The organism is Shewanella sp. 433 (assembly GCF_059338565.1).
In genome coordinates this window covers 467,977-485,196 of sequence record NZ_CM181703.1, presented here as the reverse complement: position 1 = coordinate 485,196, position 17,220 = coordinate 467,977, and the positions used below count along the sequence as shown (strand labels likewise).

The following is a 17,220-nucleotide window of genomic DNA, read 5'->3' as shown; positions in this document are numbered from 1 at the left end:
TATCTGTATCGATAACAATTGAGTTAAAGCAACGATGGCATTATCTCGTAAAAAGTGGAATAACATCATTATCTTCGCCTCGGTGGCTATGGTGGCAATTCTCACCTTTTTAGATCGTGAGACCCCTTCGCTCCCCGATGACGCTCAGCCGCTATTTGATAAAGCCGCGCCGTTACATCAATTGCAATATGATGATGTGTGGTTGAGCCAAGGTGGATTTTCATGGCAATGTACGCCGCAGATCCTCAATTGCAGTCAATGGGCCGATGCCTGGAGCTCGATTTTAGTCTCACCTATCAACAAACTGATCCCGCCAGAATCGACACCCCATGAACTGGTGATTCAAATTACCAATATTGCTACGCCGCAGGTGTGGGTCATCTATCCCGAGGAGGGCCTGCTGAAATCGCCCGCAGGCAATTGGTATCAAATTCCTCCCAGTTTACGTGGCGCACTGGTGCCCATCATTAACGCTAGCCCAAAATAGAGAATACCATGCCTGAATTACCCGAAGTGGAAGTGACTCGCCAAGGCATTACGCCGCACCTTATCGACCAGCAGGTTACCGCACTCATTGTACGTAACCCGTCGCTGCGTTGGCCCGTGCCTGATATTGCCCAGCAAATTGTGGGGCAGACCATACGCCATATCCGTCGCCGCGCCAAATACCTGCTAATCGACACCGACGCAGGCACCACGATTGTCCACTTAGGCATGTCTGGCAGCTTAAGGATCGTCTCTCGCTCGACCAAGGTTGAAAAACATGATCATATCGACTTAGTCATGGCCAGCGGCAAAATATTACGTTTTAACGACCCAAGGCGTTTCGGCGCTTGGCTATGGTGTGAGCTGCCTGAAGCTGCGCACCCTTTATTGTCTAAACTTGGCCCCGAGCCGCTACAAAGCGAATTTAATGTCGATTATTTAGCGCAAGCCTTGGCGGGTAAGAAAAAGGCGATAAAACTGTGCCTAATGGATAATCATATCGTGGTGGGGGTCGGTAATATTTATGCCAATGAAGCCCTATTTGCCGCCGGTATTCATCCGCAAACCGAAGCAGGGCGAATCGATAACGAACGCCTGACACTGCTGGTAGCCGAGGTGAAACAGATCCTCGCCAATGCCATTAAGCAGGGTGGCACCACACTCAAAGATTTCACCAATGCCGAGGGTAAACCCGGTTATTTCGCCCAAAAATTGCATGTGTATGGTCGCGGCGGTGAGACCTGTACCCAATGCGGTAACCTGTTAAGCGAGATTAAGTTAGGCCAAAGAGCCACGGTCTTTTGTGGTCTGTGCCAGCGCCGTTAAGGACGAAACACAAAAAAGGCTGACACACTGTCAGCCTTTTTATTACCACCAGCAACCTAGATTAAAAACGATACTCATAGGTACCAAACAGGGTCGCATCGGTGTCGTTGTCGGCGGTTTCGAACTTCGACTGTGATACCGTCCCCCCCACACTCATCATGCCTTGCCAAAGGGGGAGACGATAGCTTAATTCAAGCATGAGTAGATCTTCTTTAGGTGGCTGTGGCGCCCATTCACCACCACGGTTGACACCGTCATTGTTAAGCTGGGCGTAACGTACTACCGACGTTAGACCATGACTATTGGCAAATCGACCAATCAACCCGAGTACATACACCTTGGCATCGCTATCATAGGTACTGCCTAATGAGCGGCCATAGTAACGAGAGCCACTTTGATAAGTGCTGTGTTCATAAAAGCAGTTAAATGCATTTTGATTTTCACCGCAGGCGACCATGGTATCTGTGTATTCAAAAAACAGCTTATATTGCTGATGGTCAAAATCGAGGCGGCTATCGACACCAAATAACTTGGCACAATCGGCTAAGTCCCACGGCATCGGGCCACTAGAATCTTCACAGGTACGCTCTAAATAGATGCCCACAGGAATATCAAACCAGGTGTCGGCGTAACGAATATCGAAACCCGCCATTTGGTTGCCGATTTTGCTTTGCAGCGCAGGATCGCAACTTGATTCACCATTGACACAGGTAGTATTACCGGCAATCGCATCCCACAAGGTAGACAAACCACACTCTTGCCCATCACCACAAAACATGGTGGTCCACGACAGGCCCATCTCGAGTTGGCGCAGCGGCCTGATGCTACCTCGCATATTCCATAACAAGGGGTTAGCAACCGCACGCTCCTCTTCGAGCTCACTAATGCCAGTGGTCACGGTCCATGGCCCTATCCAAGAGAGCCAAGGCGTTGCAAATGCCGCGGCGTTATTACGGCTGATCATTACCGAAGGAACGGGGCGAGCATTGTTTGACTTGTGTAGCGCCGAGTCAAACCCAGGTCCCCACCACTGCTCTATCGCGCCTGCAGTGATCATCCAGTTGCCAAGCGCCATGGCAGCATAACTACCATCGAGACGAAATTCCTCTTCATCGAGTGGATCAAGAGTGGCGGTTGCGGCAAGCTTAAAGGCAAAACGCTCGCCCATATATTCATGGCTCGCCTGTAGCTCAGCCTCTTCACGATAATCAGAGCCAAAGTGTTGGAACCTTGCGGCATCAGTGGCTGCCACCGCTTTGATACTGGTATTGCCTCGGTTACCTACTGCGTTATTGTAATAAAAATTAACCCGCGCAAATGCATCCGCCAAGGCTGGGCTTAACTTAGACGGCTCAATGTTATTCAAATCGACGCCGATCCCTGACCACATAAGCGGATAGGTATTAACTGGTACCGTTATCACCCCCGCATCGGCTAGCGCCTGAATATCGGCACGCAGGTAAATATCAGACACATCGACCCAAGGTGCACTATGCGCGACTGAAGCAAATAGCAGGCTAGCCGTAACCACTGCGGCGGTAAAATAAGCTTTGATTTTATTGATGATCATAACGAACGGTTTAATCCTTGAGTTCGAGCGCTTTGCTCACTGCGGGGTGAACAAACTGACTGACATCGCCACCATGCAATGCCACCTCTTTCACTAATGTCGATGAGATGAACGAATTCTCTTCGGCGGGGGTTAAAAACACACTTTCTAAATCGGCACTGAGACGTCGATTCATATTGGCTAGCTGAAATTCATATTCAAAATCGGACACGGCTCGCAAGCCACGCACCAAGACACTGGCCCGCTGCGCTTTGGCAAAATCAACTAATAGCCCACTAAAACCAACCACTTCGACATTATCCAAATGAGCGGTCACTAACTTCACTAGCTCGACACGTTCGGCCAAAGTAAAGCGCGGCTGCTTAGAAGGATTAGCGGCAATACCGATAACTACATGCTTAAATAGCTTGGCGGCCCGCTCTATGAGATCCGCATGGCCATTAGTAATAGGATCAAATGTTCCAGGGTAAATCGCTTTCGTGTGCATATTTGACTCACTTTAGCTCACGTCGTAATGGCGCATAGTGTAACGATTTTATCTGCTAGAATGAACCAATCTTTTTAGCTTAATCGCCGCCAAAACTGCGATCTACTATCAGTGATTATAGCTGCCACAACTATCGGCCAACATTGTTACCTTCATGACCGTCCGATGACAGTAACGTTCTCAATTACCCAGAATAAACTGAGATAGCCCCTGCATATCTCACGCTTAAAACACAGATCAAAAGCGTTATAATTGTTATACTGCTGCAAATTTTATCCTGTCGCAGGCGGTTCGGGAGTGATTATCGCGAACAAGACTGGGCCTCGCTTGACGTAATAAACTGTAGTTGGTTGATTTTTATATGATAAAAAGAGTCTTACTGATAAAACACGATAAGATTGGGGACTTTGTCCTCACTTGGCCGTCTTTGTATCTGCTCAAAACGGCATTGCCTCAAGCCAGCATTGAAGTGTTTGTCTCGCCTGCAGTCAAAGCCTTTGCCCAAGCGTGCCCCTATATTGACCATGTCATCGTCGATAATGGCGACGACGCCGCCATCAGCCAACAATTTGCCGAGCGCCAATATGATGCGATTTTGGTTTCATTATCAGAGTTGCGCACCTATAAACTGATCCGCCATTTAGATGTGCCTTACAAGCTGGCTCCTAAGCATGCTTGGTTTCAGTATCTCTATCGTCATAGAGCCAATGTCATCTACCGTAAAGATGAACCCTGCTGGCGCGGCAGCTGCATGCTTGTAGAGCATTTTTTACGTCATCACGGCTACCCTATCCCTGCACTGCCCAAGCAATATTGGGACATGAGTCAACACAGACAGAAATGGCAGCAATATTATGGTCAACAAGGTAATGAGTTATTAATTTTTGCTCATGCTGGCACTGGAGGCTCTTCTGGCGCTTTAGCGCCAGCAGATTTTGCCGCCCTGTTACGTAAGGTAAATCAGCAGACGCAGCGAGATTGCAAGTTTGTTCTAACCTTTAGTGGTGACGAAGAGGTGCTGGCGCAAAGCATTTATGACAACTTACGCCAAGATGACATTAAAGTGGTGATGGCTAAGCCACTGCCCAGCTTGGCCGACTTTGCCGAATCCATTGTCGCGGCGGATATGTTTATCGCGGGCTCAACTGGTCCGTTGCATCTAGCCGGCTTACATGACGTACCCACAGTGGGTTTTTATGCGGGTAGACGCTCAGCACCCAAGATACGCTGGCAAACGTTAACTCAAAGCCACAAACGTTTAGCGTTTACCCCACCGGTAGGCAAGCGAACTGGCCGTAATATGGCGCTGATAGATTTTGATGCCGCCGCCAACGACATCGCGGCTTTTTTAGATACTCATTACGCGGATCAGCAATAAGCAATCGAGCTTCATCATTGCGCTTATCCTTAGGTTTGCTAAAAAATTTGGAAGAATAATATGATAGTAGTGACAGGTGCAGCAGGATTTATTGGTAGTAACTTAGTCAAGGCCCTCAACGACATGGGCCGCAGCGATATTATCGCGGTGGACGATCTGACCGATGGCACAAAAATGTTCAATCTGGCCGATTGTGAAATTGCCGATTATCTCGATAAAGATGATTTTCTTGCCAAAATAACCAGTGGCATGTTCGACAACCAACTCGAAGTTATTTTTCATCAAGGTGCGTGCTCTTCTACCACAGAGTGGGATGGCAAGTTTATGATGACCAATAATTATGAGTATTCTAAGGTGTTAATGCACTTTAGTGCCCAAAATAACTGCCAGTTTATTTATGCCTCATCGGCATCGGTTTATGGCGGCAGTGACAAGTTTATCGAGCAGCGTGAGTTAGAAAAACCACTTAACGTTTATGCCTATTCTAAGTTTTTATTCGACCAATATGTGAGAAGACAAAACGTTAATACCCAAGTCGCTGGCCTACGTTACTTCAACGTTTACGGACCTCGCGAGCAACACAAGGGTGGCATGGCCAGCGTGGCTTTTCATTTTAATAATCAGATTAATGCTAACGGTATTTGCCGTCTGTTCGAAGGCATCGATGGTTACGACAATGGTGAGCAATTACGTGATTTCGTCTATGTTGAAGATGTCGTCAAAGTTAACTTGTGGTTATGGCAAAACCCCAGTATTTCAGGTGTATACAACTGCGGTACCGGCCAAGCCCAGAGCTTTAATGATGTCGCCAACGCCGTTATCGACTATCACACGAAAGGCCACATTGAGTACATTCCTTTCCCCGATAAGTTAAAAGGTGCCTACCAGAGTTACACCCAAGCCGATTTGACTCAACTGCGGGCGGCGGGCTACACCGACGTATTTAAGACCGTTGAGCAGGCCGTGCCTGAATACTTAAACTGGCTTAAAACACAGCATTTCATTGGCCAATGACCTGCAAGTTCACCGTACCTAATTCTTCAACATGGACACAATGATGAAAAAAGCTATTTTCACTCTTGCTATTGGCGATGAAAATCCGATGTATCGTGCGGCGTTACTGAGCTTCGAACAGTACGCCAAAAAAGTCGGTGCCGATCTCATTGTTTCGAAAGAGCTGCATTACCCGATCACGATTAGCGAACCTAAACATACTGCAAGCCCTGCATGGACAGAAAAGCTCTATATTAAAGAGCTACTTAAAGAATATGATCGGGTTTTGTATGTCGATGCCGATATCATTATCACTCCAGATGCTAACAATATTTTTGAGGTGTACGATGACCTCGAAACCCTGTATCTGTTTAATGAAGGTGAGTTACTCGAACGCCAACCGGTTATTGATAAAATTACCCACATCATGGGTGACCTACCCAATTGGCCTCAGGTTAATCAACGCCCTGTGTACTACAACTTAGGCTGCATGCTGATCTCAAAGCAGTGCCCTTTATTTGAAATTGCACAGTTAGATGATTTACAAAAAATATGTAATCACATTAAGTATTACGAGCAAACCTATGTTAACTATCTTATTCATAGAGATAATTTAAAGCATCAAAGCATTTCTGCCGAATTTAACAGAATGGATGTATTAGGTCTCGATGGTTACAAGCAGGCTAGCTTTATTCATTATGCTGGACGAGGATATACCAACTCATCGCTAAAGCGCGAAGTAAGGTTTATCAATGATTTTTGTGAACTGTTCGACCAGCATCTTGATAGCGAAACCCTAGCAGATCTGCAACAAGCAGGATGGCAGCTGTTTATCGATAAAGCGCATAAACGCTATAAATTGCCCAAACCAATTATCAATACGCTAGCTAAAAGCTTCGTCACCATATAACGAATAAGACAGATCATCATGCTGAAATACAAAGTATTTGTGATTAACTTGGCTCGCTCGCCAGAACGTATGGCTCGTATAAGCCAGCAGTTAGCAGACGCCAACGTCCCCTTTGAACGCATCGAAGGAGTCGATGGTAATTTGCTCTCCGATGCCGAAATTGAACAAGTATCACCGGCCGCTTTAGTTAAAAAGCATTATTACAGAGCACTGAATAAGGGCGAAGTCGGCTGCAGTTTAAGCCATAAAAAAGCCTGGCAGCAGATAGTCGATGATCAATTGGATTTCGCTTTTATTTTAGAAGATGATATCGATCTTGAAAGCAACTTTGCCGACGTAGTCGAGCTGATGGCTGGGCTACCTCACGCCAATTGGGACTTTATTAAGCTGTATCCATTGCGCAAAGGAAGTCCCAAAAATATTCGCCAATCGGTCACTTATAAGCAGCACCAGTTTATTAGCTACCACAAGTTTCCTCTCAGCGCGGTAGCGCAGGTGATTAGCCATCAAGGGGCGACAACACTATTGCAGCGTATGCCCTATGTAGTACAACCGGTTGACGGGCATTTAAAGTCTTGGTGGACATTAGGTATCTATCCATTTGGTTTAATTCCTTATTGTGTCTCGGTCGATTTACAAGGACAATCAGATATTAATCCAACGGGTGGGCTAGAAAAATTACCACAACGTCGTCTGCATAAATTGTATTTAAATTGGCAACGTGCCTTTATGCGGCTGGTGTCAACGCCCAAATTAGATAACGCTTTTAGCTTATTTAGTAAGAGCCTGAAGTAAGGATTTATGTGGCAGCTTTAATTAATCACTCAACCTTGCAGGGCGCCAAGCGCCTTTTGTATATGACTCATCTTGCCATTGGTGACTTTGTGTACCAAGGTGTGTGGTTACGCGCTTTAAAAGCAAAATACCCACATTTAATCATAGATATTTGGTTTGATGATTGCCGCACTAAACCCCATGACTGGGCTACTGGACGTAATAAGATTTTAGGGGAGTGGATTGAGGCCATTGGTGACTTTAATGAAACTTACCCCATTGTCAGCAACCTAGATGAACGCCAAGCGGCCATCAAACGAGCCCAAGATAAGCATTACGATGCGATCGTCTTTATTGGTAAAAATAGACCCGAGCAATTTGCCAAAATTGCTCGGCAAATTTCACCCACCGCTACCATAGTGGCATCTAAAAGTGGCAGCCTTATCCGTACGATTAAAGGCTACCAACACTTTAAAAAGCTAGATGCGACCTTTAACTACGATAAGCTTGCCAACAATAGCCAACATGTAACCGATCTTTACCGTCAATGCTTTAAAATAGCCTTGGGAGTGGAAACAAAAGATCTGTTAGATGGCAAAACCCAGCTTAGTATCGATATCAAACCTCAATACCACGACAGCGTAAAGCCGCTTATTGCAGCGTTAACCGATAGCGATCCTAATAAGTTAGTGGTGTTTATCAACCACCTCTCTACCGCAACCAAGAAAGACTACCCTTGGGAGCAAGTCAAAGCCCTACTATTGCAACTCAATCACCAATATAACAATCTGGTTTTTGTGATTAATACTCCGCCGGATCAATTACACGCTGTCAAAGATGTGATCAATCAAGATACGACATTGAAGCCATTACCCATACTCACTTTCACAGCATTGGATAACTTTTTCGAACTACCCGCCTTGATTGGTCTGTGCGATATCGTGATAAGTGTCGACACGGCAACGGCGCATTTAGCCGTTTGTATGGGCAAACCACAAGTGACTATCATGGCGAGCGATTTTAAGCTGTGGCAACCTTTGGGTGATAGCCTAGTTTTAGAGGGCACGGGTAAGGCTAGAACGGTGACGCCAGAGCAAGTTTGCAAGGCATTTACGTGCCAAGTTGAGACTCATTTTAACGGCACTAGCAAGTATCAGCCTCGTTAAGCCCACTAGCGACTAATACAGCAGCAGAGCGTCACTGTGCAAAGTGATGCTCTGCTGCCTCACTGAGCTTAATCGCATGCTAACCATTCTGAATGGCTAGCATGCGACAATAATGATTAAAGCTCCCCCGCTAGAGGGATCATGAGTTTGATTGGTTTGACTCAGACTCCGCATCACACAGGGCCAAATAAGCCTGAGTTATCTCAGCTATTGCCACACGATCAAACATATCAATATGAGTAATATCGGGATAAGCCGTTAATGCGGCGTCCATGGCTTGGCTCAACGCCACAGCATCTCGTCTCGGCACCAGATATTGGGCTAACCCCTGAGTTAAGATCTCATCGGGCCCATGAGGGCAGCGAGTACTCACCACTGGCGTGTTACAAACAAGCCCTTCGAGCAGCACATTACCAAACCCCTCATAATCAGAGCTCAGCACCAGCAATTTGGCTTGCTTTATCCAAGGAAACGGGTTGGCCTGAAAACCGGGGCAGATCACTCGGTCGGCGACGCCATGCTTTTTAGCCAATTTAAGCGCCTTTTTCGGATTATTACATAATAGGACTAACGGCAATGGCTGGCGCATCTTGGCTAAGGCTTTAAATAAAATATCGTGACGTTTCTGCTTAGCCACTCGTCCGACATGAATAAGATAATTGCCTTGAGGAATGTCGCTATTCTCCTCGTCGGCTCGCGCACGGATCTGCGCAATATCAAACGGATTGTAGATGGTACGAATTGAGGCGGGGCTCACGCGCTTTGATTGCACAATTTCACGCTCAATCCCTTCGGACACCGTCACCAAGTGCTGACCATTAAGCGCTTTTTTAGCTCGTAGCATATTAAAATAAGCCAAGGGACCTAGCTTTAATTGCCGGGTTAACTCCTCTTCAATCGAGTTATGGATCACGCAGTAAAGCGGAGTGATGCTGGCCTTGGTAAATAATAAATTGGTCTTATCTAAATTGGATAAAAACAGATCGAATTGACCAAACTGCTCGACAAGCCCCTCTAGCCATTGCTGCACTTGCGCCACAGAGTGACGCAGGCGCCATACACTATCGATCTGTTTCTGCTCTGGCGAGAAACAAAAGTGCACCGGAATATCGTCAGGTAACTCGTAGTCACAATTAGGTGTCAGTACTAGGAGGTGAGGCTCATGGCCTAGTTTTTTAAGCTGAGCTGCAAGGGTTAATACAATTTTTTCTGCTCCGCCCCCCGCTAAACTGTCGATGGCGATGCCGATACGTTTCATTTGCACAAGGGTTGTCCTAATAAGCGGGAAATTTCAGCCATACAAATGTCTAACCCTTTAGCCTCTGCTACTTGCTGCATCTGCTGGGTTAATTGCTTGGCGGTATCCTCTTGCAGTAATCGCATGATCTGCTCACTCATTGACGCAACTTCCGGCTCACAGTCAAGCGCCAAGTGTTTTGCTGTGCACTGCTTAATACGACTGGGCTGATCTTTCGACACCGCCACGGCTAGCGTCGGGACTCTTAATGCAATGGCTTGCAACAAGGTATCCCCCCCACTCAATACCGCCGCCTTAGCGCCATCGAGTAAATTAATAAAATCGTCAGTATTAAGCTGCTTAATGGCGATAACCCCCTCAAACTCGGGTAAGGCTTTGGGGTAATTAGGACCAAACACCATCAAACTTGGCACGCCAGTTTGCTTAAACACCGCCAGCGCCGCCTGCGCAAACAGATCGGCGGCTAACCCACCTTTCAACTTATGCCCACCGGAACCGGCACTGTAGAGCAGATATTGCTTAGGGTTAACCTGATAGTGTTGCTGCAAAACCGCTTGCTCGGCTTGAGTCGGGTTAGCAAAGATTGAACCGGTAAAAATGGGCGGCTCACGTTTAATCAAATTGAGTTTTAACTTATCCAACCAATTAATATCGCCAATGACAAATTCAGGTTGAACGACCCAATGACTGTCGGTCACCAGTGCGCGCTCAATTTTCATGCCTCGGGCACGCTTACGGCGATGCTGGCTGATAAACACCACTTTTGCCCCATGTAAATTGGCGTGTTTAAGCTGGGCTTTGCGACCCGACGCATCAAAAATCACCACATCGGGCTTAAATTGGGTAATCAACTGATTGACGGCGCTGATATGTTTTGTCGGTGTGTCATCGACTAAATGAGCACGATAGGGGCAAGACTGAGCATATGGAGCATGACTATTAAGCACAAATTCAACTTGGGCATTAGGCCAACGTTTACACACCTCATCGGCGACAATTTTTGAGCGCATATACTCTCCAATTCCCTCTTCGGAGGAAACTGGGACAAACAGAAATTTTGGCGCTATCGACATTCACTCTTTCCCTATTGCTTCACCACGTAAGCAACCCTTAAGATATTGGGTACCTATTGACTATTGCTCGCTGTAACTTGCCCAAGTAAGCACAGCGCTGGTCAGTTTACCATTAGTGGCTTAACCGTTGCGAGAGCTGATTAAAGCGAGCAAGCACGCTCTCGACGCTAATCATCTGCATCAGTTGAGCACCTTTTGCACGGGTACCCCAGACCACCTTACCCGATGTTTGTGCCCTGATAGCGTCATCATAAACACTCACCACTAAATCTAAGCAAGTATAGGGGCCTGTGCGCCCAGGATTAGAGTGTGCATACAAACCGATCACTGGAGTGCCTTGAGTGACAGCCATGTGAGCGGGACCGGTGTCAGGCGCAAGTACCATGGAGGCCTGTTTGAGTACGGCCAATAATTGCGTTAAAGAGGTGCGCCCGACTTGATTGTCCAACTCATGCTGGGCAAAGCCTTGAATTGCAATGGCTAAATCTTGCTCTAACGCTGTAGGTCCGCCGCACAATATGACGTGATAACCTTGCGCGACCGCATAATCGGCAACTGCGGCATAACGTTCAGGTAGCCAATTACGCTCGGCTTTACTGGCTGCAGGGCAGATAACTAAGGTATTCTGGCCGCTGGGGATCAAATTCTGCGCAAATTCAGTGTCAGAGGCTGGGACTGGAATATTCCACGATGGCTGCAAATCGGTTACCCCTAAAGCTTTAGCAAACCCCATAAAACCGTCTAACACATGGGGAGTCGCTAACGGCGCAACCCGCTGATTGGTCACCAACCATTGGCCCTCTTTAGCCCTAGCGCAATCGAATCCCAAACGGTATTTTGCGGTAATGGCCAATGAAGCAATCGTTGCCCGCAGCGCCACCTGCATATGCAGCAGCACATCAAAACGCTGCCCAGCTATGGCACGCTTAAGATTAAGATAACTTCGCCAGCCTTGTGACTTATCGAACACCACAAACTGCACCCCAGGTAGATGCTTAAGCAATTGATATTCTACCTTGCCTATCACCCAAGTGATCTCTAGATGAGGATAATGCCGCTGGATCGCCTGTACCATGGCAACGGCATGACAAACATCGCCAATGGCCGATAAACGAAGCAAACATAAAGAGTGGGCGGACTGTAAATTTAAGCTCATAAGATTTCAGGGTTCACTGGGATTAATAGCCGTTAAAGATCCGCAACGAGTTTAATGTAGAATGCTGCTAGGTTCCATGTTTAGCCCCCAAAACCGGGCAAATAGCCTTAAGCGCGCTATTACAGCCCTGTCGCCAAAAGATCCAAAGGCTCGCATTGGTAGGCTCCCCCAGACGGCAAGAGTATGGCGGCGCACCAAACTAGCGTCGCAGTTATTATCTGAAATCGGGCCTAAATATTCTGACAAATACCCACTGATGATGTTGTCTATCAAGCTCACAATTAAACGCACCACCTGACTCGCGGCAACCCAGCGGACAATCGCTTGAGCAAGCCCTAGTAGAAGAATATCAACACTGTGATTCAAGCACTTAAACAGTCGGTGAAACAGTTCTGCTCGACGCTGAAGATCAGTTACAATTAAGCCATTCGCTTAATGCCATCAGAGTTAGCTTGTAATTTTATGCAAATCAAACGTACCGACGCCGGTTATATCGCCTTTTGTGAGCCAGAACTTAAACCCATCACACCCGATTGGTTTACCTTTGACTATTGGCAGGATCTGGGTGACATCACAGGATCTTCAACTGGCCGTTACACCACTTGGTTTGTCGACCCACAACATATTACCCGCCACAAGAATGCTCAGTGGGTGATACGTCACTATTACCGCGGCGGCGTGATGGCTAAATTCAGCCGAGACAGCTACCTGTATACCGGACTCAAGCGCACCCGTGCTATCGCCGAGCTGGCATTACTCGAACAGTTATTTAGCGAAGGCTTTGCGGTACCTAAACCGGTCGCGGCGCAAATTCAGCGTCACGGTATGCATTATCGCGGTGATATCATTATTGAACGCATCGAAGGCGCACAAGACTTAGTGGCTCAGTTATCTCATGCTTCCATGACAGACGCCCAGTGGCAAGCCTTGGGTAAGCTTATCGCCACATTCCACCAGCGCGGGGTTTACCACGCCGATCTTAATGCCAAAAACATCTTAATCGGCAATGACAACTTCACCTTGATTGATTTCGACCGCGGTGAACTGCGCACGCCCTCGCCCAAATGGCAGCAGGCTAATCTAGACCGCTTATTACGCTCATTTAACAAAGAGAAAACTAAACTCGCCACGCTGCATTTTAACGACCACAATTGGCAGCAGTTAATGGCTGGCTATTCACAAGCGTAAACTCAGACGATTACGGCGCTATCTGATAAAGATAAATTAACGCAAGCATGCCTCGGTACTCGACAAGTGATGCAGCATTACTGGTCGAGCAAACCACACACCAGTGCAAATTGGGCAGCAAGCGCCCCTTTATTGTCTTCCACCACTTTAAGCCCGGCCTCCCTAGCCAGCAGATACGCCTCTTTGTCATCAAATTTATCCACTAATTGTAGTGACAAGTCCTCGGCAGATTTCACCACAGATAAGGCACCTGCTTCTTGTAGCATGAGCGCAATTTCGGCGAAGTCCCTGAAATTGGGCCCCACGTAAACAGGCAGTCCCATGGCGGCAGGTTCGAGCGGGTTATGGCCACCATTTTCAATAAGCGTGCCCCCGACAAAAGCTTGGTCTGCGGCGCCATAGAAACTGAGTAGTTCTCCCATGGTATCGCCCAGCAACACTTGGGTATCGGTATCTACCTTGTCTGCTTGGCTGCGACGCGCCAGCGTTAATCCCGCAGTGTTAACTCGACTGGCTGCAGCCTCAAACTGCTCAGGGTGCCTTGGCACCATGACCAACAGCGCATGAGGAAAGCGGATCAATACATTTTTATGCGCCGATAAAATGGCGTCAAACTCCCCCGGATGCACGCTGCCTGCAACCCATACCGGCGTCTCTAGGCGCTGCCACTCGCTGCGCAGCTGCCTTGCCTTGGCGATATGCTGCTCACCAATGGTGAGATCGAATTTCAAGCTACCTGTCACCTCAATTTTGCTGGCCGGCACCCCCAAGGCGATAAAACGCTCTGCGGTTGGGCTCGACTGCGCCGCTATCACATCTAAGGTCTGCAACATGGGGCTCACCAGTTTAGGCCGCTGCTGATATTGCTTGGCCGACTTGGCAGATAAACGTGCATTGGCCAACATCAACTTTACGCCACGTTGTTTGGCCTGATGCAGTAAGTTAGGCCACAGCTCGGTTTCCATAATAATGCACTGTTGAGGCTGCACTTGGTTGAGAAAGCGAGCCACACATAGCGGCAGGTCGAAAGGGAGGTAGCAATGTTGTACTCGGTCACCAAACGCCTTAATGACCTCTGCCGACCCTGTTGGACTGGTCGTCGTGACGGTGAGAGTCAGATGCGGATACTGGGTCATTATTTTATTAATCAGCGGGATGGCCGCGAGGGTTTCTCCCATCGATACTGAATGGACTAACAGATCGGTAGCCTGTAAACGACTTAAGCCAAAACGTTCTGCCCAGCGGCCTCGATAAGCGGGACTTTTTATAGCGCGAAACGTCAAATAAAGCAATAACAGGGGTGAAGCTAAATAAAGTAGAGCTGAGTATAAAATCCGGTTCATGAGATAGGCTTGTCAATCGGTTAAGCACAGGAGACCTAATATTAGCATGCTAGGCCGTTATAGGCACTTTCCCCCCAAGGTTAACAGCTTAAAAATAAGGGAGATTATGTGTCACTGATACATACTGTCTCTCAAACTGGTCTGATAAGCCATCGATTGACATTTGCCTAGGGGCTGTTTAAGTTGGCATTTAGAGCCTGAGCTCAACGGGCTTGCACAATAACGACCCCAACCTTAGAGCCTAACGACAACAAAGGCTTTACCTTAAGCATTTTTCTTAATCGACCTAATTTGGGATCTGCATGAAAACCCGCGATAAAATTGTCCATGCCAGCTTAGAACTCTTTAATGAGCACGGCGAAAGAAGCATTACCACTAACCATATTGCCGCGCATTTAGGGATCAGTCCGGGTAACCTCTATTACCACTTTCGCAATAAAGAAGACATTATTCGCTCTATTTTCACCCTCTACCAGCAACACCTTGAATCAGGCTTTCAGCCCTATCAAGACAAAAAAGTGGATGTTGACCTATTAATTGGCTATTTCGATGCCCTATTTTATACCCTGTGGCAGTTCCGCTTTATGTACTCTAACTTAGTGATCATTTTAGGCCGCGATCCCGAGCTCAATAAGCAATATACCCAGGTGCAAGAACAGGTACTTGCACGCGCGAGCAACATTTTAAACCAACTGAAACAAGACGGCGTACTAACCATCGATGATCATGATATCGCCCCGTTGGCCGACACCATTAGAATGGTCGCTTGTTTCTGGATAAGTAATCGCCTCACCCACTCTGAAACCACCATAATCACCAAAACTTCCTTGTATGAGGGTTTACTTAGGGTGTTGATGATTTTTAGAGCTTACGCCAGTGATAATGCTAAGCCCACCTTTATGCGACTCGAGCAACATTATCAGACGCTAGCGCAGAACGAACAACACGCTGATTAAGCACCAAGGAGCAATCACTCATCCCCCCCGCAGCTTTAGTCAACATAAAGCTGCTCCTCACAATGTTGTCTATGTGACATTTCACATTACTTTTTGTTATGCAAAAGTTGTTATTGCACTAGCTAAGTTAATGATGAAAAAAAGAGTGTGGTGCCGAGCCCATTTAAGGTTAGAATTCGGCCAACCTATCGCTTAGCGTGGCTGGTGCTCGCTGTGTTCATGTGTCGATAATACGGCCACCATGGCAGTAAATATCGACAAGTAAACCTAACTTATTGACGTTCGCGTAATGAGCTCAAACAACATCTAAGCCGCGACTCCGGCGACGAAATGGGCCCTTAGTTAGAGGCCATTTCGTTCATTTTGCGTCTAAATAGGCTCGATGAATCAAGCGCAAATGATAACAATAAAATTATCCCCAAGAAGGAGACCTCCTGTGACCAAAACCTCATTCTACGACCAAATTAATCAGCAACTTGTTGAAGTAAAAGCTGAAGGCTTATACAAAAGCGAGCGTGTAATCGCCTCTCCTCAACAGACATCAATCGAAGTAAATGGCAGCGAAGTGATGAATTTCTGTGCCAACAACTATCTCGGCCTTGCCAACCACCCTGAGCTTATCGCCGCGGCGCAGCAAGGATTAAACGATCACGGTTTTGGTATGGCATCGGTGCGCTTTATTTGCGGCACACAAGATATCCACAAGCAACTTGAAGCCAGCCTAAGTGAATTCCTCGGCATGGAAGATACCATTCTTTACTCTTCTTGCTTCGACGCGAACGCCGGCCTGTTCGAAACCCTATTGGGCGCCGAAGACGCGATTGTGTCCGATGCGCTTAACCACGCATCAATTATCGATGGCGTACGCTTGTGTAAAGCCAAGCGTTTTCGCTATGCCAACAATGATATGGCCGATTTAGAAACACAGCTTAAGGCCGCCAAAGCAGCAGGTGCACGCCATATCCTTATCGCCACCGATGGCGTGTTTTCTATGGATGGGGTTATTGCGAACCTCAAGAGTGTGTGCGACCTTGCCGACCAGTATGGCGCACTCGTCATGGTCGATGATTCTCATGCCGTGGGCTTTATTGGCCAAAATGGCCGTGGCACCCACGAATATTGCGATGTGATGGACAGAGTCGACATCATCACTGGTACCTTAGGTAAGGCATTAGGCGGCGCATCGGGCGGATTTACCGCGGGTAAAAAAGAGGTCATCGACTGGTTACGTCAGCGTTCACGCCCATATCTGTTTTCTAACTCTTTAGCGCCAGCCATTGTAACCGCATCGATCCATGTCCTTGAAATGCTCAAATCTGGCCAAGCACTGCGTGAAGCCGTGTGGGAGAACAGCCGTTATTTCCGCGAAAAAATGACTGCTGCCGGCTTTACCTTAGGCGGTGCCGATCACGCCATCATTCCTGTGATGATTGGTGATGCTAAGTTAGCGGGCGATTTTGCCAACCGATTACTCGAAGAGCACATTTACGTCGTTGGCTTCTCATTCCCTGTGGTACCGAAAGGCCAAGCGCGTATTCGCACCCAAATGTCTGCCGCCCACAGCCGTGAGCAGTTAGATCGCGCCATCGATGCCTTTACCCGTATCGGTAAAGAGATGGGCATTATCGGCTAATATAAAACCAAAGGGACTACATTG

Annotated in this window: 16 protein-coding genes; 10 read left to right on the top strand and 6 right to left on the bottom strand. The window is 47.4% G+C overall.

The annotated features are described in order from the left end of the window. Positions 1–34 precede the first annotated feature (34 nt). Entirely contained in the window at positions 35–487 is a 453-nt protein-coding gene (locus AC5YB1_RS02320) for a hypothetical protein (RefSeq protein ID WP_475515251.1), read from the top strand. An 8-nt stretch (positions 488–495) separates the two neighbouring features. Next, positions 496–1,311, top strand: coding sequence for a bifunctional DNA-formamidopyrimidine glycosylase/DNA-(apurinic or apyrimidinic site) lyase (gene mutM / locus AC5YB1_RS02315; protein WP_494520559.1), 816 nt, complete (start codon positions 496–498; stop codon positions 1,309–1,311). Positions 1,312–1,372: 61 nt separating this feature from the next. On the opposite strand, the gene AC5YB1_RS02310 is transcribed toward mutM, so the two are convergent. After that, positions 1,373–2,881 (bottom strand): capsule assembly Wzi family protein, encoded by a 1,509-nt coding sequence (locus tag AC5YB1_RS02310; protein ID WP_494520558.1) that lies wholly within the window; start codon positions 2,879–2,881, stop codon positions 1,373–1,375. 10 nt (positions 2,882–2,891) lie between these two features. Next, positions 2,892–3,368, bottom strand: coding sequence for a pantetheine-phosphate adenylyltransferase (gene coaD / locus AC5YB1_RS02305; protein ID WP_494520557.1), 477 nt, complete (start codon positions 3,366–3,368; stop codon positions 2,892–2,894). A 361-nt stretch (positions 3,369–3,729) separates the two neighbouring features. Between coaD and AC5YB1_RS02300 the strand changes: the two genes are divergently transcribed. Genes AC5YB1_RS02300 through AC5YB1_RS02280 form a run of 5 tightly spaced genes read left to right on the top strand, consistent with a single transcriptional unit; the run spans position 3,730 to position 8,589 of the window. Further along, a complete protein-coding gene (locus AC5YB1_RS02300; RefSeq protein WP_494520556.1) occupies positions 3,730–4,746 on the top strand; it encodes a glycosyltransferase family 9 protein in 1,017 nt (338 codons plus the stop codon). A 60-nt stretch (positions 4,747–4,806) separates the two neighbouring features. After that, positions 4,807–5,760 carry an ADP-glyceromanno-heptose 6-epimerase gene (gene rfaD / locus AC5YB1_RS02295; protein ID WP_494520555.1) on the top strand — a complete coding sequence of 318 codons (954 nt, stop codon included), beginning with the start codon at positions 4,807–4,809 and terminating at the stop codon, positions 5,758–5,760. Positions 5,761–5,803: 43 nt separating this feature from the next. Further along, the gene (locus tag AC5YB1_RS02290) at positions 5,804–6,649 is read left to right on the top strand and encodes a glycosyltransferase (RefSeq protein WP_494520554.1); all 846 of its coding nucleotides are present in this window, start codon (positions 5,804–5,806) and stop codon (positions 6,647–6,649) included. Positions 6,650–6,667: 18 nt separating this feature from the next. Beyond that, complete coding sequence (locus AC5YB1_RS02285) at positions 6,668–7,444, top strand: glycosyltransferase family 25 protein (protein WP_494520553.1); 777 nt, start codon at positions 6,668–6,670, stop codon at positions 7,442–7,444. An 8-nt stretch (positions 7,445–7,452) separates the two neighbouring features. After that, the gene (locus tag AC5YB1_RS02280; RefSeq protein ID WP_494520552.1) at positions 7,453–8,589 is read left to right on the top strand and encodes a glycosyltransferase family 9 protein; all 1,137 of its coding nucleotides are present in this window, start codon (positions 7,453–7,455) and stop codon (positions 8,587–8,589) included. A 139-nt stretch (positions 8,590–8,728) separates the two neighbouring features. Here AC5YB1_RS02280 and AC5YB1_RS02275 read toward each other — a convergent pair whose 3' ends face one another. The 3 genes from AC5YB1_RS02275 to AC5YB1_RS02265 all read right to left on the bottom strand — a co-directional run bounded on the left by AC5YB1_RS02275 (position 8,729) and on the right by AC5YB1_RS02265 (position 12,076). Continuing rightward, positions 8,729–9,847: a glycosyltransferase gene (locus AC5YB1_RS02275; protein ID WP_494521561.1), complete on the bottom strand. Its 1,119-nt coding sequence runs from the start codon at positions 9,845–9,847 to the stop codon at positions 8,729–8,731. Beyond that, complete coding sequence (locus tag AC5YB1_RS02270; protein WP_494520551.1) at positions 9,844–10,920, bottom strand: hypothetical protein; 1,077 nt, start codon at positions 10,918–10,920, stop codon at positions 9,844–9,846. The genes AC5YB1_RS02275 and AC5YB1_RS02270 overlap by 4 nt, the downstream gene beginning before the upstream one ends. A 112-nt stretch (positions 10,921–11,032) precedes the next feature. Beyond that, complete coding sequence (locus AC5YB1_RS02265; protein WP_494520550.1) at positions 11,033–12,076, bottom strand: glycosyltransferase family 9 protein; 1,044 nt, start codon at positions 12,074–12,076, stop codon at positions 11,033–11,035. 462 nt (positions 12,077–12,538) lie between these two features. Here AC5YB1_RS02265 and AC5YB1_RS02260 point away from each other — a divergent pair, with 462 nt between their 5' ends. After that, the gene (locus AC5YB1_RS02260; RefSeq protein WP_494520549.1) at positions 12,539–13,264 is read left to right on the top strand and encodes a 3-deoxy-D-manno-octulosonic acid kinase; all 726 of its coding nucleotides are present in this window, start codon (positions 12,539–12,541) and stop codon (positions 13,262–13,264) included. Between the two features lie 77 nt (positions 13,265–13,341). Here AC5YB1_RS02260 and waaA read toward each other — a convergent pair whose 3' ends face one another. Further along, entirely contained in the window at positions 13,342–14,607 is a 1,266-nt protein-coding gene (gene waaA / locus AC5YB1_RS02255) for a lipid IV(A) 3-deoxy-D-manno-octulosonic acid transferase (protein WP_494520548.1), read from the bottom strand. Positions 14,608–14,909: 302 nt separating this feature from the next. Between waaA and AC5YB1_RS02250 the strand changes: the two genes are divergently transcribed. Continuing rightward, positions 14,910–15,563 (top strand): TetR/AcrR family transcriptional regulator, encoded by a 654-nt coding sequence (locus tag AC5YB1_RS02250; RefSeq protein ID WP_494520547.1) that lies wholly within the window; start codon positions 14,910–14,912, stop codon positions 15,561–15,563. A 436-nt stretch (positions 15,564–15,999) separates the two neighbouring features. Then, positions 16,000–17,196 carry a glycine C-acetyltransferase gene (locus AC5YB1_RS02245; RefSeq protein WP_475515264.1) on the top strand — a complete coding sequence of 399 codons (1,197 nt, stop codon included), beginning with the start codon at positions 16,000–16,002 and terminating at the stop codon, positions 17,194–17,196. Positions 17,197–17,220: the final 24 nt, after the last annotated feature.